The sequence below is a fragment of the Streptomyces sp. NRRL WC-3605 genome (genome assembly GCF_001509795.1).
Classification (GTDB): Bacteria; Actinomycetota; Actinomycetes; order Streptomycetales; family Streptomycetaceae; genus Streptomyces; species Streptomyces viridochromogenes.
This window is the reverse complement of the sequence record NZ_LLZN01000053.1, coordinates 1-24666: the sequence shown is the minus strand read 5'-3', so window position 1 is coordinate 24666 and position 24666 is coordinate 1. Positions and strand designations below refer to the sequence as shown.

The 24666-nt window shown below is 70.9% G+C and carries 25 protein-coding genes and 1 pseudogene; 18 read left to right on the top strand and 8 right to left on the bottom strand.

Annotated elements, in window-relative coordinates; genetic code table 11:
- The first annotated feature begins 223 nt into the window (after window positions 1–223).
- From metG to ADL34_RS15680, 10 genes are all read left to right on the top strand, one after another.
- Window positions 224–1843, top strand: coding sequence for a methionine--tRNA ligase (metG, locus tag ADL34_RS15725; RefSeq protein WP_062673571.1), 1620 nt, complete (start codon window positions 224–226; stop codon window positions 1841–1843).
- Between the two features lie 306 nt (window positions 1844–2149).
- Window positions 2150–2290: a hypothetical protein gene (locus tag ADL34_RS36100; protein ID WP_159038927.1), complete on the top strand. Its 141-nt coding sequence runs from the start codon at window positions 2150–2152 to the stop codon at window positions 2288–2290.
- 101 nt (window positions 2291–2391) lie between these two features.
- Window positions 2392–2892: a tetratricopeptide repeat protein gene (locus tag ADL34_RS15720; RefSeq protein ID WP_062673569.1), complete on the top strand. Its 501-nt coding sequence runs from the start codon at window positions 2392–2394 to the stop codon at window positions 2890–2892.
- A gap of 428 nt (window positions 2893–3320) precedes the next feature.
- Window positions 3321–4511 (top strand): cupin domain-containing protein, encoded by a 1191-nt coding sequence (locus ADL34_RS15710; protein ID WP_062673567.1) that lies wholly within the window; start codon window positions 3321–3323, stop codon window positions 4509–4511.
- Between the two features lie 132 nt (window positions 4512–4643).
- On the top strand, window positions 4644–5843 hold the full coding sequence (locus ADL34_RS15705) for a cupin domain-containing protein (protein ID WP_062673565.1): 1200 nt from the start codon (window positions 4644–4646) through the stop codon (window positions 5841–5843).
- A 51-nt stretch (window positions 5844–5894) separates the two neighbouring features.
- Window positions 5895–7166, top strand: coding sequence for an MFS transporter (locus ADL34_RS15700; RefSeq protein ID WP_062673563.1), 1272 nt, complete (start codon window positions 5895–5897; stop codon window positions 7164–7166).
- A complete protein-coding gene (locus ADL34_RS15695) occupies window positions 7163–9124 on the top strand; it encodes a M13-type metalloendopeptidase (RefSeq protein ID WP_062673562.1) in 1962 nt (653 codons plus the stop codon). Before ADL34_RS15700 ends, ADL34_RS15695 begins: the two co-directional genes overlap by 4 nt.
- A 17-nt stretch (window positions 9125–9141) precedes the next feature.
- Window positions 9142–11097, top strand: a complete 1956-nt coding sequence (locus ADL34_RS15690) for an alpha/beta hydrolase family protein (RefSeq protein WP_062673561.1) — start codon at window positions 9142–9144, stop codon at window positions 11095–11097.
- Window positions 11094–12500, top strand: coding sequence for a Zn-dependent hydrolase (locus ADL34_RS15685; protein WP_199835579.1), 1407 nt, complete (start codon window positions 11094–11096; stop codon window positions 12498–12500). The genes ADL34_RS15690 and ADL34_RS15685 overlap by 4 nt, the downstream gene beginning before the upstream one ends.
- 57 nt (window positions 12501–12557) lie before the next feature.
- Entirely contained in the window at window positions 12558–13145 is a 588-nt protein-coding gene (locus ADL34_RS15680; RefSeq protein WP_062673560.1) for a TIGR00730 family Rossman fold protein, read from the top strand.
- A gap of 47 nt (window positions 13146–13192) precedes the next feature.
- Here the strand turns inward: ADL34_RS15680 and ADL34_RS15675 are convergent, their stop codons facing one another.
- Window positions 13193–14167, bottom strand: coding sequence for a helix-turn-helix transcriptional regulator (locus tag ADL34_RS15675; protein ID WP_324610591.1), 975 nt, complete (start codon window positions 14165–14167; stop codon window positions 13193–13195).
- 219 nt (window positions 14168–14386) lie between these two features.
- On the opposite strand from ADL34_RS15675, the gene ADL34_RS15670 reads away from it, so the two are divergent.
- From ADL34_RS15670 to ADL34_RS15650, 5 genes are all read left to right on the top strand, one after another.
- On the top strand, window positions 14387–14698 hold the full coding sequence (locus ADL34_RS15670; RefSeq protein WP_062673558.1) for a hypothetical protein: 312 nt from the start codon (window positions 14387–14389) through the stop codon (window positions 14696–14698).
- 192 nt (window positions 14699–14890) lie between these two features.
- Entirely contained in the window at window positions 14891–15085 is a 195-nt protein-coding gene (locus tag ADL34_RS15665; protein ID WP_062673557.1) for a hypothetical protein, read from the top strand.
- A gap of 58 nt (window positions 15086–15143) precedes the next feature.
- Window positions 15144–16247, top strand: coding sequence for a ParB/RepB/Spo0J family partition protein (locus tag ADL34_RS15660; protein WP_062673556.1), 1104 nt, complete (start codon window positions 15144–15146; stop codon window positions 16245–16247).
- Window positions 16248–16307: 60 nt separating this feature from the next.
- Window positions 16308–17795 (top strand): PLP-dependent aminotransferase family protein, encoded by a 1488-nt coding sequence (locus ADL34_RS15655; RefSeq protein WP_159038926.1) that lies wholly within the window; start codon window positions 16308–16310, stop codon window positions 17793–17795.
- On the top strand, window positions 17792–18079 hold the full coding sequence (locus tag ADL34_RS15650) for a hypothetical protein (protein ID WP_062673552.1): 288 nt from the start codon (window positions 17792–17794) through the stop codon (window positions 18077–18079). The genes ADL34_RS15655 and ADL34_RS15650 overlap by 4 nt, the downstream gene beginning before the upstream one ends.
- Before the next feature lie 216 nt (window positions 18080–18295).
- On the opposite strand, the gene ADL34_RS15645 is transcribed toward ADL34_RS15650, so the two are convergent.
- A complete protein-coding gene (locus tag ADL34_RS15645; protein ID WP_062673550.1) occupies window positions 18296–18982 on the bottom strand; it encodes a DUF4232 domain-containing protein in 687 nt (228 codons plus the stop codon).
- A gap of 386 nt (window positions 18983–19368) precedes the next feature.
- Between ADL34_RS15645 and ADL34_RS36700 the strand changes: the two genes are divergently transcribed.
- The 3 genes from ADL34_RS36700 to ADL34_RS15630 all read left to right on the top strand — a co-directional run bounded on the left by ADL34_RS36700 (window position 19369) and on the right by ADL34_RS15630 (window position 20923).
- Entirely contained in the window at window positions 19369–19686 is a 318-nt protein-coding gene (locus ADL34_RS36700) for a hypothetical protein (protein ID WP_062673548.1), read from the top strand.
- The gene (locus tag ADL34_RS15635) at window positions 19683–20036 is read left to right on the top strand and encodes a hypothetical protein (protein WP_062673546.1); all 354 of its coding nucleotides are present in this window, start codon (window positions 19683–19685) and stop codon (window positions 20034–20036) included. The genes ADL34_RS36700 and ADL34_RS15635 overlap by 4 nt, the downstream gene beginning before the upstream one ends.
- A 113-nt stretch (window positions 20037–20149) precedes the next feature.
- Window positions 20150–20923, top strand: a complete 774-nt coding sequence (locus ADL34_RS15630) for a DsbA family protein (protein WP_062673544.1) — start codon at window positions 20150–20152, stop codon at window positions 20921–20923.
- 231 nt (window positions 20924–21154) lie between these two features.
- On the opposite strand, the gene ADL34_RS34835 is transcribed toward ADL34_RS15630, so the two are convergent.
- From ADL34_RS34835 to ADL34_RS15605, 6 genes and pseudogenes are all read right to left on the bottom strand, one after another.
- Window positions 21155–21355, bottom strand: coding sequence for a dehydrogenase (locus ADL34_RS34835; RefSeq protein ID WP_079034437.1), 201 nt, complete (start codon window positions 21353–21355; stop codon window positions 21155–21157).
- Between the two features lie 435 nt (window positions 21356–21790).
- Window positions 21791–22081, bottom strand: coding sequence for a hypothetical protein (locus ADL34_RS15625; protein WP_062673542.1), 291 nt, complete (start codon window positions 22079–22081; stop codon window positions 21791–21793).
- 232 nt (window positions 22082–22313) lie between these two features.
- On the bottom strand, window positions 22314–22700 hold the full coding sequence (locus ADL34_RS15620; protein ID WP_062673540.1) for a hypothetical protein: 387 nt from the start codon (window positions 22698–22700) through the stop codon (window positions 22314–22316).
- A gap of 558 nt (window positions 22701–23258) precedes the next feature.
- The gene (locus ADL34_RS15615; RefSeq protein ID WP_062673538.1) at window positions 23259–23651 is read right to left on the bottom strand and encodes a hypothetical protein; all 393 of its coding nucleotides are present in this window, start codon (window positions 23649–23651) and stop codon (window positions 23259–23261) included.
- A gap of 514 nt (window positions 23652–24165) precedes the next feature.
- Window positions 24166–24408, bottom strand: coding sequence for a hypothetical protein (locus tag ADL34_RS15610; protein ID WP_062673536.1), 243 nt, complete (start codon window positions 24406–24408; stop codon window positions 24166–24168).
- Window positions 24405–24666: pseudogene (locus tag ADL34_RS15605) on the bottom strand (hypothetical protein); the annotation flags it as partial. The gene ADL34_RS15610 and the pseudogene ADL34_RS15605, both read right to left, overlap by 4 nt.

Sequence of the window (24666 nt, the reverse complement as noted above, 5' to 3'; positions counted from 1 at the left end):
CGGCATGCACGCCGTTGACCTGGGCTTTCACAAATCCATATCGCGCACGGATCAGAACTCCCGTCCAGCGATCATGGCGTTGCCGAAGACGTCGTACACCGACACGCGACCCTCGTCGGCGTCGATCCGCTGGACGCGTCCGAGGCCTCCTTCCACCGGCGTCCCTGTGCCGCGGGCATTTCAGCACAAACCCGGCGCAAGAGCGCGGCTAGGCTTGGCCGGTATGGAGCCGTCCGAGGGACCCGAGTCCGGTGGGAAGAAGGCGTACTACGTCACCACCCCCATCTACTACGTCAACGACGCCCCTCACCTGGGCCACGCCTACACGACGCTCGCCGCCGACGTCCTCGCGCGCTGGCACCGGCAGCGCGGGGAGAAGGTCTGGTTCCTCACCGGCACGGACGAGCACGGCCAGAAGATCCTGCGCACCGCCACCGCGCACGGCGTCTCCCCCCAGGAGTGGTGCGACCGGCTCGTGGAGGAGGCGTGGCAGCCGCTGTGGCGGCACCTGGAGATCTCGCACGACGACTTCATCCGCACCACGCAGCGCCGCCACACCGACCGCGTCCAGGAGTTCGTGCAGGACCTGTACGACAACGGCGAGATCTACAAGGCGGACTACGAGGGCCCGTACTGCGTCCACTGCGAGGAGTTCAAGATCCCCGCCGAACTGCTCGACGGCGAGGGCGAGTACGCGGGACAGAAGGTGTGCCCGATCCACCGCAGGCCCGTCGAACTCCTCCAGGAGGAGAACTACTTCTTCAAGCTGAGCGACTACCCCGAGCGCCTGCTCGCCCACTACGAGGCCCACCCGGACTTCATCCAGCCCGAGTCCGCGCGCAACGAGGTCGTGAATTTCGTCCGGCAGGGCCTCCAGGACCTCTCCATCTCCCGTTCGACGTTCGCCTGGGGCGTCCCGGTCCCGTGGGACGACCGGCACGTCATCTACGTCTGGGTCGACGCGCTGCTCAACTACGCCACGGCGGCCGGCTACAACGAGAACCCGGCCAAGTTCGCGACGACGTTCCCCGCGGACGTCCACCTGGTCGGCAAGGACATCCTCCGCTTCCACGCCGTCATCTGGCCGGCGATGCTGATGGCCAACGGCCTGCCGCTGCCCGGCCGGATCGTCGCCAACGGCTGGCTGCTGGTGGGCGGCGAGAAGATGAGCAAGTCCAACCTGACCGGCATCGGGCCGCGTGACCTGACCTCGCACTTCGGCGTGGACGCGTACCGCTGGTACTTCCTGCGCGCGATCGCGTTCGGCCAGGACGGCACGTTCTCCTGGGAGGACTTCGCCGCCCGCTACACCAGCGAGCTGGCCAACGACTTCGGCAACCTCGCCTCGCGCGTGGCGGCCATGGTCGGGCGGTACTTCGACGGCGAGCTCCCGGCGTCGACCGCCGACGGCGAGGCGGAGGACGCGATCCGCGCCGGCCTGACCAGGACGGTCGCTGAGGCGGACCGCAGGATCGGCGAGGAGCTGGACTTCCAGGGCGGCATCGCCGCGATCTTCGACTTCGTCAAGCAGGTCAACGGCTACCTCACCGAGCAGGAGCCCTGGAAGGTCGCCAGGGACGACAGCGCGGAGGCCGGGGCCCGGCTCGCCACCGTCCTCAGCACGGCCGCGGAGTCGCTGCGCGCCCTCGCCGTCCTGCTGCACCCGGTCATGCCGGAGACCGCACAGCGCCTCTGGACCTCCCTGGGCGCGGAGCCCTCCCTCGGCCCCCTGGCGGACCAGAGGGTCCAGGACGCCGGCACCTGGGGCGCGCTCGCCCCGGGCACGCGGATCACGAAGGGACCGGCACTGTTCCCGCGCCTGGAGGACGTGGAGCGGGGCTGAGCCGCCCCCTCGCCGGGCCGGCACACGACCACGAGGACGACGACCCCTGGCGGGACGGCGAGACCGTACGGACGCCGGCCCGGGTGAACGACCTCTGGACCACCGGCCGGCACGGGGCCGGCGGAGACCCGGAAGGCACTGGCCTGCACGCGGCGGCCGGCCGGGTGCGGTGAGGAAACACCGGAAAACACGGGCGACGCCCGCACGAACATACGACGCGACGCGGGATTCCGCACGGTGTTCAACCGCCGCACGGCACCGGTTGAACGCCGCCCTGCCGTTCAACTCCCGGACCACGGCGTTCGGTTGACGCATCTCACCGGTCCCGGCCACGATTGCATCAGTCGCCGGGGAACACCCCGGGAGAACGTCGAGTTCGACGACATCGAGTTCATCGAGACGGCCGAGGAGCTGCTCGCCACCTCGTACTACAAGAACATCCAGTAATTGTTCTTGAAGTAGCGCAGTGGGGAAGGGCGGTGCCTGCGGGCACCGCCCCTCGCCGCATTGTCAGCAAAGCAGAGCTCAGAGCGGGAAAGGTTGTCGCCGTGACAACAGCAGAAACGGCCTGGGAAGAGCGGATCGCCGCCCTGTGGTCCGCCCTCGACGATCACGACGAGGAAGAATTCCTCGGAAAAATTCGGGACCTGACGGCGGAACTGCCGCCGGACGACGCGCGCGCCCCGTTCGAACTCGCCTGCGCCTATGACTCCACCGGGCACTCCGACAGCGCCGTCCCCCTCTACCGGCAGGCGCTCGACGCCGGCGTCTCCGGCCTGCGCCGCCGCCGCGCCGTCATCCAGCTGGCCAGCTCCCTGCGCAATGTCGGGCAGGTCAAGGAGAGCGTCGCCCTGCTCGAAGCCGAACGCGCGGCCGGATCCGACGCGCTGGACGACGCCGTGGCCGGCTTCCTCGCACTGGCGCTCGCGGACGTCGGCCGGGAGCGCGAGGCGCTGTCGTACGCCCTCGTCGCCCTGGCCAAGCACCTGCCGCGCTACAACCGCTCGCTGGCGAACTACGCCGCGGACCTGATCGAGGAGTCCGCCTAGCATCGCCGCGCATTCCGCTTGGGGCGCCCGGGTGTCTTGACGACACCCGGGCGCTTTCGTTTTCCCTTCCGTTTTCCGCGGCCCTTTCCCCCGGTGTTCAAGTGCGCACCCCCCGCCGCAGTTGTACTCGTTGACCCGGCTCCCCTTTCCGGGCGAACATTTCATCAGTCGCCGGGAATCCCCCGGGGAAAACGAGAAGGGAAGTGAATCGCGATGGAGGAACGTCGAGTTCGACGACATCGAGTTCATCGAGACGGCCGAGGAGCTGCTCGCCACCTCGTACTACAAGAACATCCAGTAATTGTTCTTGAAGTAGCGAAGAGGAGAAGGGCGGCGCCCCCGGGCGCCGCCCCTCGCCCGGCACCGAGCCGCAGGACCATCACGGCTTCCCCGTCACATTCGACATTCGAATTCATTGAGAGGCAGGCATGGCGGACCACGCATTCGCGGACCTGGTGGGAGACGAACAGGTCTTCTTCACCGAGTACTTCAACAAGAAGCCCATGCTGCGGAAGAACGCCGTGCCGGGGGACCCGCGCGACATACTCTCGCTGCGCAAGCTGGACCAGTTGGTGAACCTCGAGGTGATCCGGCCCCCGTACATCAAGGTCAACCTCAAGGGCAACGGCGTACCCGAGCAGGGCTACAGCCGCAACGTCGTCGTGCAGGGCCAGACCATCACCGACGTGGTGGACCCCGAGAAGATCTACGAGCTCTTCCGCGCCGGCGCGACCGTGACCTGGTGCTCGCTCAACCAGATCGACCCGGGGATGCGGGAGTTCACCCGCCTCATCACCGAGAAGATGGCCGTCCGCACGGACACGGTCGCGTTCCTGACGCCGGCCGGCAAGAAGGGCTACCCGCCGCACCACGACCCGGTCGACCTGTTCATCGTGCAGCTCGAGGGCACCAAGCACTGGAAGCTGTGGAACCCGCCGACCCCGCGGCTCGGCGACAACGCCCAGTACACGCTGGAAGGCCTCGGCGAGCCGGAGATCGAGGTCTCGCTCCAGCCCGGCGACGTGCTGTACCTGCCCTACGGCACCCCGCACGCGGCGACGGCCGAGGACAAGGCGTCGCTGCACCTGTCCATCATGATGCGCCCGCGGATGTGGCGTGACCTGCTGCGCGAGACCTTCGAAGAGCTGCTGACGGCCGAGGTGTTCACCGCGTACCCGCACATCGGCGAGTGGCGCGAGGCCGACGCCGAGGCCGTCTTCAAGGACAAGGTCCAGGAGCTCGTGGCCCGTCTGGAGTCCGTCGACGCGGCGACCGAGCTCGACCGGCTCGCCGACACCGGCCGGCACCTGGACGGCAGTTCGAAGGGCACGACCTTCCAGAACATCGCCGACACCGACGACATCGGCCCGGACACGCGGTTGCGCCGCGGCGGAGTGGACCTGACGTTCGGTGACGACGAGGGCGGCCGCACCCAGCTGGTCGTCAAGGGGCACAAGATCGCGGTACCCACACCGATCGCCGAAACCCTGGCCGCGCTCGGCCCGGACGCGGAGATCGAGGCGTCCCACGTGTTCCCCGGTGTGGACGCGCTCCGCTCGGCCAAGGCGGCCCAAGGACTCACCCGGCTGGGTGTCTTCGAGCTGTCCCAGGCCGGCTGAGGAGCCGCAGGTACCCCTCGCGAACCGTCGCGGGCCCCGCGTCCAGGGGCCCGCGGCGGGATCGCCGGTGCGCCCGGCACACCGGCGGGAGAGGCGGGCGGACACCGACCCATCAGGAGGAGGCAGGAGAGCGTGGACATCTATACATTCGAGGACTTCGTCGGCGACAGGGACGTCTTCTTCGCCCAGTACTTCAACCGGAAGCCGCTGCTGCGCAGAGGAGCGCTCGCCGGCCGGCTGGACGGCCTGCCCTCGGTCCGCCACCTCGACGACCTCCTCGCGCTGGAGACGGTCCCGCCGTCCTACCTGCGGGTGACGAAGGGGGGCAAGGGCGTGCCGTCCGGCGCCTACACGCGCACGGTCGCGCGCGGGGCCGCCCTCGCGGAGGCCCTCAACCCGGAGAAGGTGTACGAGCTCTTCCGCTCCGGCGGCACCGTCACCTGGAACTCCCTCCACCACGTCCTGCCGTCGGCCCGCCGGCTGACGGAGCCGTTCACCGACGCCTTCGCCGGCCCGGCCGAGGTCGTCGTCTTCGTCACCCCGGCCCGCACCGACGGCTTCTCCCCGCACCACGACTCGATCGACGTCTTCGTCGTCCAGATGGACGGCACCAAGACCTGGCGCGTGTGGGACACCCCGGACGAGCGCCGGGGCGACGAGGGCTCCTACACGCCCGAGGAGCTGGGCGAGCCCGTCATCGAGGTGACGCTGGAGCCCGGCGACGTCCTGTACGTGCCGCACGGCACCCCGCACGCGGCGTCCGCCCGGAGCGAGCTGTCCCTCCATCTGTCGGTCGGGGTCGAGCCGCGCCGCTGGCGGCACCTGCTGACCGACACCGTCGCCGCGCTCGTCGCGGAGGACGACTTCCACGCCGTCCCGCACCTGACCGACGGGGGCGGGACGGCCGTCGCCGCGCTCGCGGACAAGCTGGCCCTGCTGGGTGAGCGGCTGGCCCGCCTCGACGCCGCCGCCGAGGCGGAACGGCTGACGGACGTCGGCCGCGCTCGCGAGGGAGCCGGCCGCGGCCGGGAGTTCGCCCGGCTCGCCGCGGTCGACACCCTCGGCCCGGGCACCCTGATCCGCCGCACCACCACGCCCGTCGAGATCGGCTCCAGTGCCGACGGCAAGACCGGTCTGCACGTCGCGGGCCACCACCTGAACGTGCCGGACGCCGTCGCGGACGCGCTGCGCGCCCTCGACGGCGAACAGGCCGTCACCGCGGCCACGTTCTTCCCCGGAGTCCCCGAGGCACGCTCCCTCGGCGTCGCCCGCGGGCTCGCCCGGCTGGGCGTCCTCGAGGCGGCCGGCGCCGCCCCGGGAGCGTCGCGGTAGCCGACGGCCGGCGCACCGTCCCGTCCCCACGTCGAGAGGAAGTGAGCCGTCATGGCCACCGACACCACAGCACCGACCACCGAGGCCGGGCCACCGCCGGTCTCCCGCAGCGCATGGCGTGACGTCTACATCCTCGCCGGCATGCGAGGACTGTCCTTCGCGGGCGACATCGCCGCCGAGACGGCCATCGCCCTCCAGCTCCAGGCCCAGGGCGCGGGTTCCTACGCCGTCATGGCCCTGCTGCTGGCCGCGACCGTGCCGCCGGTGCTGCTGTCGCCGCTGACCGGCAGGTTCGCCGACCGCTTCGACAGCCGCACCCTGATCGTCGCGGTCGGCGGCATGCAGGCGCTGATCTGCGTGGCGATGACGATCTGGACCTCGCCCGTCGTCCTGATCGCCTTGTCCGCCCTGCTCTCCGCCGGTCTCGCCTTCACCCACCCGGTCTTCGGTTCGCTGCCCAGCGCGATCGTCGGCAAGGAGAACGTCCCGCGGGCCTCGTCCATCTCCCAGACCTGGGCGATGGCCGGCATGGTCGCCGCACCCGGCATCGCCGGCTTCCTGATCGGCCGTTTCGGCGTGACCGTGCCGCTGCTCATCGACGCGCTCAGCTTCGCCGCCGTCGTGGCCGGTGGCCTGCTCATCCGCACCCGGCTCCACAAGGGCCGGGACGCCCGCGCCGCCGGGAAGGACAAGGCGGAGAACGGCACCGCCGACGCCCCCTACAAGGTCACCTCCGACCGCTTCCTGACCGCCGTGCTCATCCTGAGCGGCGCGGTCATGGCGGCCGCGAGCATCATCAACGTCCTCATCGTCTTCTACGTCCGTGAGACGTTCGGCGCCTCCGAGGAGACCTTCGGCCTGATCATGTCGGCCTGGATGCTGGGCCTGATCCCCGGCGGCATGCTGGTCCGCCGCGTCAAGCGGTTCAGCCACGAGACCATCCTGATCGGCACGTTCCTCTGCATCGGCGTCGCCATCCTCGGCACCGGCCTGGCCCCCGGGGTCTGGTGGATCCTGCCGTTCTACGTCCTCGGCGGCATCGGCAACGGCGCCCAGGCGACGGTCACCCACATCCTGCTCAACGTCCGCGTCCCCGACACCCACCGCGGACGTGCCTTCGCCGCGCTCGGCGCCGTGTCCAACACCGGGCCCGCGCTCGGCTACCTGATCGGCGGCGCGATCCTCAGCTTCACCACCCCGCGCTACGGCTTCCTCGCCTCGGGCCTGTTCGCCCTCGCCGCCCTGGCCGTCTTCGCCAAGGGCGTCCTGCGGAACACCGACGCCACGGCGCCCGCCCCGCAGCTGGGCGAGGCAGCGCGATGACGGTGGCCTCGGACCCGGCGGCGACGCCGGCGTATCTGCCCAGCGGCACGGAACCCGACCTCTCGACCAGGCCGCAGGACGACTTCTACCGCTTCGTCAACGGGCCCTGGTCGGACGGCTACGTCCTTCCCGCCCACCGGGCCGAGGCCACCACCCTGACGCTGCTGGCCGACAAGGTTCAGGACGACGTGGAGCGAGTCGTCCACCACGCCGTCGCCCACCCCGGGCGGGGCGCCGCCGACCGCCGTATCGCCGACCTGCACGCCAGCTTCATGGACGAGGAACGCATCGAGGAGCTGGGCGTCGCCCAGGGGTTCGCGGCCGACCTCGCCGCCGTCCGGGACGCCGCCGACCGCGAGGCCCTCGCGGAGGTCATGGGACGGCTCCAGGCCCAGGGGATCGGCGGCGCCTGGGACTTCTCGGTCGGCGTCGACACCGTGCGCGCCGACCAGTACGTCCTCACCCTCTCCCAGGCGGGTCTCGGTCTGCCGTCGGCCGGCCACTACGGGCGGGCCGGGCTCGTCGAGGAGTACACGCGGCACATCGCCGTGATGCTCGCCCACGCCGGGCTGCCCGACCCGGCCCCGGCGGCCGGCGACGTCGTGGCCCTGGAGGCCGAACTGGCCGCCCGGCACACCGTCCCCCGGCCCGGGAGCCGGACTCCGGTCCGCCCGTGGACCGGCACGGTCGCCGCGCTCGCCGCCCGGCAGGACGGGTTCCCCTGGGCCGCGTGGCTGCGCGGACTCGGCGACGTGCCCGCCGGCGCCACGGTCCGGCTGCGCCATCCGGACTTCGCCGACGGTCTCGGCACCTGGTGGCGCGACACCGGCCTGGACGAGCTGCGGCTGTGGCTGTCCTGGCGGTACGTGCACGAGATGGTGCCGTTCGGGCCGCGCCAGGTCTTCGCCGACAACTTCGCCTTCTACGGACGCACCCTCAACGGCTTCAGCGAGCCGCGGCCGCGCCGCCTGCGCGTGATCTCCTTCGTCGAGACGTTCCTCGGCGAGTCCGTCGCCGACCGCTACCTCGCCGAGCACTTGGCCCCCGGCACCGTCGACGCCGCCCGCACCCTGGTCGGCGCGCTCGTGGACGCCTACCGGGCCCGGCTGGAGCGGACGCCCTGGATGACGTCCACGACCCGGGACGCCGCGCTGGCCAAGCTGGCGGACATGGTCTTCGAGGTCGGCCGGCCCGAGGGCGCCCGGACCGGCGGCGACGCAGCCCTCGACGTGGACCCGCGTGACCTCCTGGGCAACGTCAAGCGGGGCCGGTCCCTGCACATCGCCCGTGAACTCGCCCGGCTCGGCGCCCCGGTCGACCGCTCGGAGTGGAAGATCCACCCCCACCAGGTCACCGCGTACTACCGCCACGGCCTCAACCAGGTCGTCGTACCGGCCGCTTTGCTCCAGCCGCCCGTCTTCGACCCCGCGGGCGACCCCGCGCGGAACTTCGCGGTGCTGGGCGCGATCGTCGGCCACGAGATGGCCCACGCCTTCGACAGCCGCGGCTCCCGCTACGACGGCCGGGGGCGGCTGCGCGACTGGTGGGCGCCCGAGGACCGGGCGGAGTTCGCGCGGTGCACCCGGCTGCTCGTCGACCAGTACGACGGCTACGAGCCCGAGGGCCTCGACGGGCTGCGGGTCGACGGGACGCGCACGGTCGGCGAGAACATGGCCGACATCGCCGGTGTGACCGTCGCGCACGCGGCGTTCGTCGCCCACACCGGCACGGCCGGTCCCGACGCGTCGCGCCGCTTCTTCGCGCACTGGGCGACCATGTGGCGCGCCCGCACCACCGCCGCCCGGATGGCCGAGCGGATCGCGTCGGACCGGCACCCGCCGGCCGAGTTCCGCTGCAACGGGGTGCTCGGACACGTCGGGGCCTTCTACGACGCCTTCGACGTGCGCCCCGGGGACGGCCTGTTCATCGACCCGGCACGGCGTTTCACCCTTCTGTGAGTCTGTGAGGACCCGACATGCTGCCCACCGACATCGACCTGCTGCCCGTCCTCGGGCGCCCCACGCTCTCACCGGACGGTGCCCACGCCGTCGTGGAGGTCACCCGCGCCGACCTGGCCGGCGACGACTACACCACCGAGCTGCTGATCGTGGACACCACCGGTGCGACCCCGCCCCGCCGCGTCACCCAGGGCCCCTACGACGGGGCGCCCGTCTTCTCACCGGACGGCCGTCACCTGGCCTTTCTCCGGCCCGGCGCGCACGGCCGCGCGCAGATCCACCTCCTCCCGATGCAGGGGGGCGGCGAGGCCCACCCCGTCACCGACCATCCGATGGGCGCGGGGCAGCCGGTGTGGAGCCCGGACTCGACGCGGATCGCCTACACCAGCCGCGTGCCCGCCCCCGGCCGCTACCAGGGCCCGGCCGAGCAGGAGCGGCCCCGCCGCGTCACGACGCTCGTCTACCAGCTCGACGGCTTCGGCTACACCTACGACCGCCCCCGTCAGGTCTTCGTCACCGACCCCTTCGACCTCGAGGCCCCGCCCCGGCAGCTCACCAGCGGCGACTACGACCACGGGGACCTGGCCTGGAGCCCCGACGGGCGGCTGCTCGCCTTCGTGACGGCCCGGCACGACGAGCGGGGCGACGACTCCCGCAACGACGTGTGGGCCGTCGGCGCCGACGGCACCGGGCTGCGGCCGCTGACGCACGGCGGGCTGTACCTGTTCACCCCGCGCTTCGCCGCGGACGGCGCCTCGGTCGTCTTCTGCGGTGCGGAGCTGGACAAGAACAACAACTCGTGCGCGACGGCCAGCTACGGCCTGTGGTCGGTGCCGGTGGACCCCGCCGACGCCGAGCCGGCCCGGCCGGCGGTGCCGCGCCGCCTGACCGGTGACGCCCACCACCTCAGCTTCGCCAGCCAGATGATCCAGCCCGCCGCCGACGGCGTGTACTTCGCCAGCGACCATCGCGGCGCCGTCAACCTGGTCCTGGTGCCCTACGACGGCGGCGAGCCCCGCCCGGTCGTCACCGGCCGGCGCCAGGTGAACGGCTACGCGGTCGCCGAGTCGGACGAGGGGACCACCGTCGTCGCCGTCGTCGCGAGCGCCACCAGCGCCGGCGACCTGGTGGTGTGGCGGGACGGAACCGAGCGCGTGCTGACCCCGTACGGCGCCGAACTCGCCGAACGCGGACACCTCCTGCCGATGGAGGAGTTCACCGCGTACGCCCCCGACGGCTACCCCCTGCACGCCTGGGTGGTGCGCCCCGAGGGCCCCGGCCCGCACCCCGTGATCTTCCAGGTCAAGGGCGGCCCGTACACCCAGTGGGGATACACCCTCAACGGACCGGCCGCCTTCGACGAGGCGCAGGTGTACGCCCGTGCCGGCTACGCCGTGGTGCTGGGCAACCCGCGCGGATGCTCCGGCTACGGGCAGGCGCACGGCGCGTACGTGCGCGACGACCTCCCGCGCAGGTCGGCCACCGATCTGCTCGCCATCCTCGACACCGCGCTGGACTCCTCCGACCTGGACGGCGACCGGGTGGGCGTGATGGGCGGCTCCTTCGGCGGCTACATGGCGGCCTGGTTCAACGCCCACCACGGCGAGCGGTTCCGGGCCATGATCGGCGAACGCGGGCTCTACGCCATCGACAGCTACGCCGCCACCAGCGACGACGGGGCCGACCTCGCGGTCTCGCTGTACGGCCCCGACCGGGCGCGCTGGGCGGAGCAGAGCCCGCTGACGTACGTGGACCGGATGTCCACGCCGATGCTGCTCATCCAGTCCGAGGAGGACCGCCACTGCCCGCCGGAGCAGGCCCAGCGGCTGTTCACGGAGCTGAAGGTGCGGGGGGTCCCCGTCGAGATGCTCCTGTTCCCGGGCGAGGGGCACGACATGTCCCGCACCGGGCTGCCGAGCCATCGGCTGGCGCGCTTCGAGGCCGTCCTGGAGTGGTGGGAGCGGCACCTGTGAGCGGCCTCGCCGACCTGGCGGGCCTCGCGGACCTACGACCCGAGCGGGAGGACGTACGGATGGGCGACACCCTGGTACAGGGGACGGACCGGCCGCTGTCCCTGGACATCGACGCGGACCGGCTGCTCGGCCGGATCGAGGCACTGGGCCGGATCGGTCTGGACGAGCGGACGGGCGGCATCACCCGGGAGGGCTTCGGCCCGGCCGACCGGGAGGCCCGGGGCTATCTGATGGACGAGGCGCGCGGCGCGGGTCTGGTCCCCGAGGTCGACGCGGCCGGGAACCTGATCGTGCGGTCCCGGCCCCGGCTCGGTGAGCACCCGGGCGAGCGCCGGGCCCTGATGATGGGGTCGCACCTGGACACCGTCGTCAACGGCGGGCGGCTGGACGGCGCGTACGGGGTGCTGGCCGCCCTGGAGGTGCTGCAGACCCTCACGGACAGCGGTGTCCACCTGCCCTGCGAGCCGCTGGCGGTGGCCTTCGCCAACGAGGAGGGGGCGCTGTTCCCCCAGCCGTTCTGGGGCTCGATGGCCATCGCCGGACGACTCGCCGCGCTGCCCCGGGAGCCGCGCGACCACGACGGACGTCCGCTGCGCGAGGCACTGCGGCTGGCCGGCGGCGACCTGGACGCGCTCGGCAGCGCCGGATGGCCGCACGGCTCGGTGGCCGCCTACCTCGAACTGCACGTGGAGCAGGGGCCCGTGCTGGAGCGCAGCGGCAGCCGGATCGGCGTGGTCGACGCGATCACCGGCCGTGCCGTCCTGACGGTGGAGGTGCGGGGCGCCGCCGGGCATTCGGGCACCAGCCCGATGGACGGGCGCCAGGACGCGCTCGCGGCGGCCGGCCGGGTGGTGCTGGCCGTGGAGCACATCGCACGGGACCGCAAACTGTGCCGCGTCGCCACGGTGGGACGGCTCGACCTGCACCCCAACACGCCCAACACCATCCCGGGTGAGGTGCGGCTGACCGTGGACCTGCGGGACACGGACGTGTGGCGGGTCGCCACGGCCGAGGAGACGCTGCGCCGGGCCCTGCGGACGATCGCCGCGGCCACGGGCACCGAGATCGAGGTGGTCGCCGAGACGCGGTCCGATCCGGTGTCCACCGACCCGGTGCTGCGTGCGGCGATCGCGTGCAGCGCCGACGAACTGGGGCTTGCGCACGAGGTCCTGCCGAGCGGCGCCGGTCACGACGCGCAGATGGTCGCCGACATCGCCCCGATCGGAATGATCTTCGTGCCCAGCATCGGCGGGATCAGCCACGTCCCCGAGGAGGACACCGCCCCGGGCGACCTGGTCGCCGGCGCACGCGTGCTGCTGCGTACGGCGTTGCGTGTCACCGGTCTCAGCGACCGGCCCGCCTCCGGGTCCGGTCCCCGTCAGGAACAGACCCGCGGCGCCTGACCTCACGGTCGGCTCGCGGGAGCAGGACGAGAACGGTCCCACCACAGAGGAGATGCCATGAAACCCAGACTCAGCAAGAGCGAACGCGTCGCCGTGTTCTGCGGCGCCCGGCCGGGCGTGCAGACCGCCTACACGGATGTCGCCCGGGAGTTCGGCCGGTTGATCGCCCGGCGCGGGCTCGACCTGGTCTACGGCGCCGGGGGCGTCGGCGTCATGGGCGCCGTGGCCGCCGGGGTCCTGGACGGAGGCGGCAGCGTCACCGGGGTGATCCCGCGCAGCCTGCACGAGAGGGAGCGCGCCGACAAGGCGCCCGGCGAGATCTTCGTCGTCCGTTCGATGCACGAGCGCAAGGCCCTCATGTACCGCCTGTCCTCCGCCTTCGCGGTGCTGCCCGGCGGCATCGGCACGCTGGACGAGCTGATGGAGGTGATGACGTGGAACCAGCTGTCGCTGATGGAGAAGCCGATCGTCGTGCTCGACCATGAGGGCTTCTTCACCCCGATGCTGGCCATGCTCGACCATCTGGTCGCTGAGGGCTTCCTCGGTGAGCACGAACGGCGCCTGGTGCAGGTCGCCCGGACGCCGGAGGAGGCGCTGGTCCTGTGCGGGTTCCCCGAGCCGGCCGCCGCCCTGATCCCCGCCTGACCTGCCCTCATGTACCGGACCTCGCACGGGAAATCGTTTCTGCGGTACTAGTCCGGGATCGCCGGCAGATAGCCCTTCTGGACCGCGTAGACGCCCGCCTGGAACCTGCTGCGGGCGTCGAGATGGGTCATGAGCCCGTGGGCGATCCGCCGGGCGGTACGGGCCGAGACGCCGAGACGTTTGGCGATCGCCTCGTCCGTGGAACCGGTGGCCAGTAGTCTCAGGGCTTCGTACTGCTGGCGCGTGAGGCCGCCAGGATCTGGGGGTCTCACCGCATCCAGCGGATCGGCCGACTGCCACACGCCCTCGAACAGGGCGTGCAGCGAGGCGATCATCCCCTGCGACGACACCTGCACCGCGCCGGCCGCGGTGTTGTCGGTGTCGGTGGCGAGGATCGCGGCTTCACGGTCGTAGATGATCATCCGGTTCGGCAGCGAGGGAACCGTCCTGACCTGGCAGCCCTGCTCCGCGAGCCAGCGGGCGTACTCCATGGTGTCGGGGCAGGAACGAATGGATTCCAGATAGATCGTGCGCATGCGCACGCCACGGTCCAGCAACTGCTGATTGAGAGGGCGGGACGCCTGCATGTTCGCCGACGTCTGGGGCCCGCCGGGTGCGAACGTCAGGAGTTCGTCGGTGACTTTGTCGTGCAGGGCCGCGAGATGGTCGCGAATGGCGTCGAGCCCTTCGAGATGCTCGATACCGGTGGACGAGGGGCCCGTGTGACGCTGACCGTCGCATTCCAGGATGAGTTTCGCCGCGGCCGCCCGGCTGACCTCCAGCCGCTCCTGCTGGGCGGCGAGCTGGGCCTGCTGCTGGGCCAGCAGCAGCTCCATGCCGACGTGCGGGCTGACCGCGTACAACTGGCTCGGATCCTCGGTCGAGGCACGGACCAGAGCCAGCTCGCTGAGCTTGTCGAGCGCCTCCCGCAGCTCGCGCTCGGAAAGTCCGAGAAGCGAACAGAGGCCGGCGACACCACTGCGAGGATGCGCGAGCATCGCTTTGTAGACGGACTCCGTCACGGCGTCAAGACCCAGAACGTGAAGCATCTAATTCGGCAGCCCCAAGTCGTTGGCCCGGAATCGAGAACCGGTCGCGCTCGACAGTCAAAGGATCAGCCGACAATACGTGACCGCTCGGTTACGGGCAAGCGGGTGTCCTTGATCGGGTGTTTTGCGTCCAGTAAATCGATCGGTAAGGCGCATTCCCTGAGGGTGTTCCTGACTTGCCTGAGGTAACCCATGTATCTCGTCCATGTACATCTGCGAGCACACCCCCGCGGCCACGCCCTGCCCGACTGGACCGCCGCCGCCGTCGCCGGCCGCGGTGCGGAGTTCACCGGGTTCGAGCACGTCAGCGTGCATCGCAACCCGGCGTCGGGCCCCACGGTCGGGATCTTCCTGCGCGCCCGGTCCCTGGAGGAGGCGGAGGCCGCGGCCGAGCGGCTGTGGCGGCGGTCCTGTTCCGCACACCCCTCTTTGCGGGACTGGGAGTTCCGAAGCGCCGAAGTTCCGCTGATTGCGCTCGAATACCATCCATGGCTCGCGGAATGAATTGATCCGTTCCACGTTTTACGGCTTCTTGACCGAATTCGGAGATCATGACGAGCGCCCGCCTCCCTCGGGGACCGGGGTGGACGCAGTAGGCCAGGGACGGTTTGCCCCACGCGGAGACCCTGTTCCCGGCGCCGGAGCTGCGACAACACTTCTTCCTGCCAGCACAAATCCAACGGAAAGGCAGAAGTCATGTCGCTGAAGAACTCCTCGATCGCGTCCCGCCGGCTCGTTCGCGGTGTCATGGTGGCCGGCGCGGTCTTCATGGCCACGGGCGCCGGCGCGGTCACCGCGGAGGCGCGGACGAGCGCCGACGGTCCGGCGGTCCACACCTCGGTCACCGTCCCCGCCCCCCTGACCGGAGAGGACGACCTCGGCTGGCAGTGACCGGCTCCCGTTCAGCGGTACCAGAGGGCACGTGGGACGGATTCCAAGGGGGACGGCTGTGGAGCAGGAAACCCGCGAGCACCGACGCGGCCAGAGCACACACGAACTTCCCGGCGTCGGGACGACACCGGACGACGGCGCGGACCATCTGATCAGGCTCCGGGACCGAGGATTCCTCGACCATCCCGTCGAGCGGATACCGATCGCACGACTCGTCGTCGACTTCGAGAACTTCTCGCCCCGCAGTGAGGGCGAGGACGCCGACTACGTACGGACGCTCGCCGAGACGGAGGCGGAATTCCCGCCCATCCTCGTGCACCGCTCCACCATGACCGTGGTCGACGGCGCGCACCGGCTGCGGGCCGCGGGACTGCGGGGGGCCGACCACATCGCCGCCCGGTTCTTCGACGGGGACCTCGCCTCGGCCCGGCTGCTCGCCGTGGCCACCAACGTCACCCACGGCCGGCCGCTGACGACGGACGACCGCGTCGCCGCCGCCCGGCGCGTGCTCACCGCCCACCCGTGCTGGGCCGACCGCGCCGTGGCATCGCTCACCGGTCTGTCCGCCAAGAAGGTGGCGCAGCTGCGCACCGCCGCCGACACGCAGGCCGGCGCGTCCAGGATCGGCCGCGACGGCCGGTGGCGCCCCGTCGACCCGGCACGCCGCCGTGAACTGGCGGGTGAGCTGATCCGGAGCAACCCCGACGCGTCCCTCCGCCAGATCGCCGCGTCGGCCGGCCTGGCCCCGGCCACCGTCGCGGACGTACGGGCCCGGATCCGGCGCGGTGAGAGCCCGGTCCCCGGGCGGCCCACCGACGACCGGGCGGCCCCGCCGCCGCGCGCGGCCGTCGCGCCGGGTCAGCGCCGGGTGCCGCCGGCGAGCACGGGCCGGCCCATCGCGGACAACGACGTGCTGCGCCTCTTCGACGCGCTGCGGCGTGACCCGTCCCTGCGGTTCAGCGACACCGGGCGCAGCGTCCTGCGGATCCTCGACGCCAGCGCCCTGATCGCCCGCGAGCGCGACCGCATCGCCGCGACCGTGCCGCCCCACTGCCGCGAATCGCTCGCCCAACTCGCCCAGGGATACGCCGGGTTGTGGAAGGCGCTCGCCGAGGACCTGACGAACGGCGGGAGCGGACGCACCGCGTCACTGGGAGCATGACCCGCGCACGCGGCACGGGTGGACGGGCACGACGACGTGGCCCAGGAGGGGGGGACCGGCGTGGACAGGACGCGGCAGACCGCCGTACCCGGGCTGGCGTCACTGCTCGGCGAGTGGCGCGGCGACAGCGGCGACAACGGCAGCGTGTACCGGCAACTCGCCGGATCCCTGGTCCGGTTGATCCGTGACGGCCGTGTCCCGCCCGGCACCCGGCTGCCCGCCGAACGCCGGCTGGCCGCCGACCTGACCGTCAGCCGCACCACGGTCGCCGCCGCCTACCGCCTGCTGTGCTCCTCCGGTCACGCGGAGAGCCGCCACGGGTCCGGCACCTACACGATCCCGTCGCCGACGGCACCGCCGCCGCTCGGTGGCCGGGCGGCGGCCCGCCGGCTGCCCGGCCGGCGTCGGACGCGGCCGGCCGCCGAGGGACCGGGGCACGGCGGCGCCATCGACCTGGTGACCGCGTCACCGCCCGCGCCCGAGCCGTGGCTGTCGGCCGCCGTGGACGCGGCGTCGCGAGAGCTGGGCCGGTACGCGCACGGGCACGGGTGCCTTCCCGCGGGGATCGACGCGTTGAGGGAAGCCGTCGCCGCCCGGTACACGCGGCGGGGAGTGCCCACGGACCCCGGGCAGATACTCGTCACCGGCGGGGCCGCGGACGCTCTCGCGCTGGTACTGCGCGAACTGACCGACCCCTCCGACCGGGTGGTGGTCGAAGCGCCCGCGGCCCCCCACCTCATACGGGCCGTGGAGGCGGCCGGCGCCCACCCCTGCCCCGCGCCGCTGCGCGACGACGGGTGGGACATGCCCGCGTGGCACAGCGCGCTGCGCGCCGCCGCCCCCCGCCTGGCCTGCCTCGGTCCCGACTTTCAGCAGCCGACCGGCCTGCTGATGCCCGAGGAGCAGCGCCGCGCCCTCCTCTCCCTGGCCGCGTCCAGCGGTGTGACCCTGCTGGTGGACGAGACCCTGGCGGACACGGCCCTCGACCCGTCGGCCCCGGCCCCGCCCCGGCTCGCCGCGCTCGACGCGGGGTCGACCGTCGTCACCGTGGACTCCGCGAACACCCTGTGGTCCGGGCTGCGCGTCGGCTGGGTCCGCGCCGCACCTGAACTCGTCCGCACCCTGGCGGACCGCCGCGCGGCCATCGGCCTCGCACCCCCCGTCCTGGAGCAGCTGGTCGTCCGCCGGCTCCTCGACGAGGGCGTGTACGCGGAGATCGTCACGGCCCGGCGCACCCGCGCCCGCGCCTCCCGGGACGCCCTGGTGGCGGCCCTGCGCACCGGCCTGCCCGACTGGAGCTTCCGGGTGCCGGACGGCGGACTCGCCCTCTGGGCCGACACCGGAGGCGGGCCGGCACCCGAGCTGGTCGCCGGCGCGGAACGCGGCGGCGTGCGTCTGGCGCCGGCCCCTGGCCCGGCCACCGACCACCTCCTCCGCCTTCCCTTCGTCCAGCCGCCCGACGTCCTCGCGGAAGCAGTACGCCGTATCGCCGCGCACACGTCCCGCACGTACCGAACCCCACCAGGAACATCAGGAGGACCGTCATGAAACCGCAGTCCCGGACCATCACCCGGCACGAGATCTCCGGTGTCGTCGACGCCCTGGTCACCGCCAACCAGGACGCCGAGGGCGGGGTGGCGTTCCACCTCGTCGTCGGTCCCGCCGACCGCCCCGCGGAGTGCGACCGCATCGAGTTCGCGCTCGACGCCGAACACGCTGCCGCCCTCCTCGGCACGTCCGCCGCGCGCCCCGCGCCGTTCTCCGGCGCCCTGCCTCCCGTACCGTGCCGGGTCGGCGTCGAACTGCACTCCGGCCACCCCGGACGCCACTGACGACGACCTCCTCTTCCGGCCGGTGCACCTTGGCCCGTGTTCGGCGTGCCGCCGCGCCCGGGTCACACCGTCCACGCCGTCTCGACGGAGCGCACCGTTAAGGAACGCGCGGAGCTGGACGCCAGGATGGAACGCATACTGCGCGCCCGCCACGCGTGAACGCGGAGCGGGGCGGGCCGGTGACCGGCCCGCCCCTCATCCGTGTCGCCCCTCGGTTCAGCTGAACGGAACCGCGTCCTTCGGCGCCGTGTGCCAGTTGGTGACGATCGCCTTGTCGACCGTGATGGTGCCGACCTTCAGGGAGACAGGGTTCGCGTCCGAGTCGTCGACGGCGACGATGATGGAGTCCAGTTCCTTGCCGTCGTTCGTGCCGGTCGTCTTCGGGTTCACCCCGGCGTACGCGGTCGTGCCCCCGGTCAGCTTGATCGGCTCACCGACGGCCTGCTCCGCGGGACCCGCCTCGGTGCCGTCGGACCCGAAGGCCACGACCGGGTGGGTACCGGGCAGGTAGCAGGTGATCCCCGGCTTGGCCTTGGCCATGACCAGGATGTAGCCGCCCGCCTGGCTCGCGGACCGGGTGCTCCACGTGATGTCGTTGGCACCGCAGCCCTGCTCGACGGGTACCCGCGTGCCGTCGCCGGCGTCGACACCGGAACCGGCACCGTCACCGGCACCGGCCGAGTCGTCGGTCCCCTCGCCCTTCGCACCTGCCCCCTTGCCGCTCCCCGCGGCCGCCGGACCGGACGGCGTGGCGGACGCGGCGGCACCCGACGCGGGCGCGGAACTCCGGGCGGCACCGGTGTCCTTGGCAGCGTCCCCGTCCTCGCAGGCGGTCATCAGCAGGGTGCCGCCGACGAGGGCGGCGGAGACGAGAAGGGCCTTGCGGTGGTGGGCGCGGAACATCGGATCCCCCTGGAAGAACAGTGGTCGGTGGTGAATGAAGAAGCCGCTTCCGGCTCCGTGGTCACTCGCTCACTATGAGAGCCGCACGAGCCGGAAGGATCCGCTCGCCGTCGTTCCAGGACACCGTTGTCACAGACTGCGGACATGGTGGAGGAGATGTGCGGGATCGTGCCCGACCCCGCCCGGAGAACCGGGAGTGGCGGACCTTCACGACGGCGGCATCCTGAAGTCCCACCACCCGGAACCGGGTTCTCACCGCGGCGACTTCGCGCCCAGGGAGTTCAGCAGTGCGGCGCCCCGTTCGGCGTCGTCCACACTCACGGCGAAGTCCTTGCCCTTCGCGCGGACGACCAGACATTCACCACGGCGGCGGGAGCGCTTCGGCCGTGGACGTCGTCATCGGCGCGACCGCAACCCATCACGGACTGGCAGTCCTGCACGACGACGCCGACTACTGCGCCATCGCCCGGCACGCATACGATCTGCCCGAGCACAACATCCACGACACCACCCGAGTGCCACAGTGCTGCAGCGTCACCCGTGGGGCCGGCAGTCGGCCGCCGCTCCGGCGATGGCGTGCAAGCTCGCAGAGTCCGCCCAGACACGCTGGCGCGCGCACCGGCGCCGATCTGGTCCCCCTGGTCCGCGCCGGCGCCCGGTTCGAGAACGGCATCCTGGTCGAGAGAGAGGAGCAGGCCGCGTGAACACAGCGAAGGACTACGGGGACTGCCAGATCTTCCTACGGGGCGGCAATCGCGAGTCCGTGACCGCGCTCGTCGCGGCGACTCTCGGCGCCTCCGCCGACGATCACTACATGATCCGATCAGGTCGAATGGTCTTCGAGGTCCGGGACAACCCGGACGACGGACTGGCCGCCGACTTCATCGGGTGGCCGTTCACGATCGAGGCGGAAGCCGACGACCCCGACCCCGTCCTCGTCGAAGCGGTGGCACGCGTGCTCACAGCGTGCTGGAACCGCGGCCTCGACGCCGTCGCCGCCTGCGACTTCGAGGACGAACTCCCGGACCTCGGCGGACTCCCGCGCTATCCCTGACACGCCGGCCGATCGCCGCTCGGTGATGCTCCGGCGTCGCCCGAATCCGTGATGCGACTCCCGTACGGGGAACCGTAAAGTCTGCCCATTCACAGGGGTGGGACAGGAGTCTGATGAAGACCAGCAGAACAGTTCGCGCAGTCATCACGGTAGGTCTCATAGGAGCCTTCGCCGGGTGCGCGCCGGGCGGGTCCGGGGCGGAGGGCGCCAACCGATACACGTCCGCCGAGAGGCTGCCGGAGCGGCGGGCCCACGACGGCACGACGATCGTGGTCGGGAACCCTGCGGCCAGCTCGACGGTGCATGTGTACGAGGATCCGCGCTGCCCTGTCGTCGAGGAGTACGAGCGGACGGGCGCTGTGGCACTTCAAAAGCTGCTGCTCACGGGGCAGATCAAGGCCGAGTACACCTTCGCTTCCTTCAAGGACGACCGGCTCGGCGGCGACGGCTCGAAGCGAGCTGTCAACGCGCTGCGTGCCGCTCTGGAGAAGGGGAAGTTCGTCGAGTACCACGCGGTGCTCTTCAAGAACCAGGCTGCCGTCGAGAACAGTGGCGGGTTCACCACGGACCGCCTCCTGAAGCTTGCAGAGAAGGTTCCAGGGCTTCGCGACACCGCCTTCGACTCGGCGGTCAGGGCGATGAAGTACCGCTCGTTCATCACCGCCTCCCAGCAGGCCTACCGGCAGACCGGCGACGATCCCATCGGCCCCGGCACACCCACGATCGTCGTCAACGGCCACAACATCGACGGCGGTCTGTACTTCGCCAACTTCGACGCGAAACTGTTCCGTCTCCTGGTGTCGGACCTGCACAGGAACCCCGGCCTATGGGATGTGACCTACAAGCCGATGAAAGAGAAGGCCGAAGCCGAAGCCGCCAAGTCCTGAGCCCGAAGGCCGCGGGCGCCAAGGCCATCAGGCCGTGTCCTTGTGCGACGTCAGGGCTGCCGCCCCGAGGCGAGTCGTCCGGGCGTCCCTCCTTGCGAGCTACAGGTGGGGAGGTCAGGCGCTGAGCACCGCTTCAGGAGTTCGATCTACCCTCGGCTTGGTCCGGACTGGCCTCGCGCGCCAGAACCGGACGTCGTCGCCGCGAATAGCCGGCGTCAACGCTCGTTGCTGTCAGCGGAAGAGCCCGGGCACCGGGCAGGCTTCCAAAGCTTCGTCCGGCCGATCGGCCCAGCGCCACCAGACATGCCGGCTGCCACACCCCCAGAGCGACCGGCAGGCGCGCCGGCCATCCTCCTCGCGCTTGGTGAGGATAAGGCCGCCCGCCTTCAAGGGCCGGCTGCACGCAGGACAGTCCGGGGCGTCGTCGGTCATGCGGCGCACCCTAACGGAGCGACCTATTCGTCCCGCAGCAACCTGCAGTCGTCCGAAGAGGCGGCGCTGATCTATCAGCACTCCGACGAGGAGCGTCAGGAAGAGGTTGCCGCCGGGCTCGACGCGACCGTCCGAAAGGCTCGGGCCGCCGCCTTCCGAGAGGCCGACGAGAAGCGTTCTGGCACGGATCTGGCACGCGGCGAGTGATCACCACGGACGGCAGAAAGGCCCGGGTCGTTGACCTGGGCCTTCTTCGTGGAGCGGGTGACGAGAATCGAACTCCCGCTCTCAGCTTGGGAAGCTGCGGCATTTGAGGGCGGTTCTGGGACTGACCTGGGGGAACGGTCGAGCGCGGGCCTCGGTGGGCTCGGCTCTGTCACCGTGGTTCCCCGCTGTTCCCCGCTCGTTCTGGTGCGGTTGTGGTGCGAAGGACCGTCATTCCTCGGGCTTGGGTGCCGTGAGGTCGACCCATATCCACGGCTTCCTGTGCCAGTCGCGCACCTCGCCTATGACCAGGTCGACGGTTGCCCCCACTGGCGGCAGTTCCTGCACGAGTCGCTTCACTCCCGGCTCGCTTCTGCGGCGAATCGTGTCCAATGAGGCGCCCACCGGGTCGTACTCGTCGAGCCTTGCCGTGAGGCCCCATGCCTGGTGACTAGTGATCGTTGCTTGGACTCTCTCGCCTTTGCGAAGCTCGCTGAGAGGGCGTCTCGGTTCATCTGCCATGGCAGCATCCTCTACCTCAACCCACCCCTCACCCCCAGCCCCCATCCCGTTTGCCGTCGACCCACACGCTTTCCGACCGTGTTGGTGGGGCGGTGGAACGCGTGCAGGGGCGTTCACCTGGGTTCATGGACGGCTGGCCTCCGGGTGAGAGCTGGCTTCCGGTCCTATCTGAACGGCCGTGAACGGGGCTGAATGAGACGGAAACTGAGACGGTGGCGCAGGGTCGGCTGCTTCACTCCTCCCCCGGCGGGATCAGGCAATCGGCGCTCTCAGCGTCGTCCACGTGTCCGTGGGCATCGACGGTGATCGGGGTGGCTTGCCCCTTAGCCGTAATCAGCCACGCGAGCACCTGCTCGGTCAGTGGCCCGTTGTCGGGTCCCTCGTCCTTCCAGTACGCACGCCAGCCGCCTCCGGGGATGGCGGCCACTATCTGGCTGGCCTGCTCCAGGTGGGAGAAGTCTGGATAGTCCGTCACCGGGCGGCGTGTACCGCGTTTGGGATCGACCACAAGTGCGACGCCCGTCGCCTCGTCCCAGGCGTCCACGTGCACTGTCCGAGCGATCATCGTCTCCGTGCCTGTGAACATAGCGAGCCAGCCCGTCCCATTGAAGTAACGCATGTGGCCATCGTCTACGACGGCAGCCGGCCTCGTCGTGGGAGCGACCAACTGCGATGCCCTGGAGAAATATCAGCTTGGGAAGCTTGCGGCTTCGGAGGGCGGTTGTGGGGCTGACGCGCGGCGAAGCGGCTGTATGACCCGGGAGGCCGGCTTCCTGTCCCCGCCATTCCCCGTGGTTCCCCGCACGACCTGGCACGGATCTGGCACGCGATTACCGTATCTCTGGTGGCCTGGGGACTTCTTTGTCGATCAGCCGTTAACGAACTCGACTGCGAACTGGTGCGACTCGGTTGATGAGGCCTCGCTCTCGGCGTGTAGGTCGGTGGAGTCCCAATGACCGAGCCAATACGAGGGCGCCGACCGACGGTGTGGCCGGCGCCCTAGGCCTAGTCTTTGATGTCTGGCCTCATCCTTATCAGGTCCATCACCGGGGACTGCGGACATTGACCAACCGGTCTTACGCTGCGACCGATCGTCCACTGAGGTTCGGCGCCGATCGCTGCTGTTCGAGCTTGTTGGTGTCAGCCGTCGCTCGCAGTCTTGACAGCGGAGTCGCCGTTACTCCTCGAGGCAAAGAACCACGTCGGCAGCACGCGCGTACCCCTTCGGATCATCGACTGCCACCCGCACCCGCCACCGTTGCGGTCCCCCGATGTACTTGACGAATCGGCTCTCTCCCAGCACGTCACCGATCACGAAGCGCCGGTCTGCCAAATAGAGCGACCCATTGAAGACCGTGGTAAACGACGGATCGGAGGCGACACCCTGGCCGTGGTCCCGGAAGAGCCGCACCTTGATCAGAACCGTCTGCGCTTGCACACGGACAATGACATGAGTGTCGGAGGATGCAGCGGGAGCGCCCCCCAACTCCAGGTCGTCACGGATCCAGTCCGGCGACCCCAAAGCCATGAGCGGGTGGTTGACGTACAAGTCGACTCCGGCTATCTGCACGGACCTCGCCCTCCTGTCGGCCTTGGGGTTGCCAACGTACCGGCGTAGACCCGGCACCCAACCTGCACCCCCACTACCTATCCCCGGCTCCATCCCGTCCGCCGTCGACCCACACACCGTGGAGCGGGCGTGGTTCAGGGCGTCCAGGTGGAGCGCGCCACTGTACGAACGACCTGGACGCCATGAGCCGCGTCTGCTCGGCTCTGCCTGGGTCGGCGGTGGACGGGATGGGAGCTCCCCGCACACGCCATCTACGGACCCGCAGTCGGCGGCGGCGCCCCCTCCATCCCGGTGCCGGCCGATCCCCCGCTGAAGGCACTGTTGACCGTGGCCGCGTTATGCGGTGATCGGCTCATGGCATCTGGCCCTATCCACTTGTGGGCGCGCGTCGGCAGCGCGGGCGGAGCGGGCGGAAGGCAGGAGCGTCGCCCGCAGCGGAGCCGGGAAGCACGCCCGGCGGAGCGGAGCGTAGCCGGGGCTTGAACCCGTGGAGAAGGTTGTAACTCAGTCGGATTCAGGCTTCGGTTGGCTCGTCCGATCGTCCCGCTGATGTGATCTTGCGTGCCTGGTCCGCGGCCCGTTGAAGTGCCTGGGCCACCTGGTCGGCGTCGTCGGGGCTCAGCAGGATCTCCTGTGTCCAAAGGATCGAGAGCCTGACGGTGCCGTCTAGGAGGTGTATGGCCACGTCGACTTCTGTGCCGTGGCCTACTGCGTCCCGGACGTCGTCCAGGCCTGGGTCGCTGGCGAATGCGCTCATGCCCCGATGTTCCACAGCGGAGCATCGTAATGATCCGGCCGACTGTTGATGAGGAGTTGGCGTAGCTCATCGCGCTGGGAGCCGTTGAGGCTCAGTGCCTCGGTGAGGTGCCGGAACGTGGTGTGGGTGATGCCGCGGGCGCGGGCATCTCCCTGGAACCGGTCGAGCTGCGAGAAGACGTCTTCGGGGGTGAGGGGCACCGGTGGCTGGTCCTTCAGCCAGGCTGCCTTGTTGCGCTCGTAATCGATCTCCGAGAAG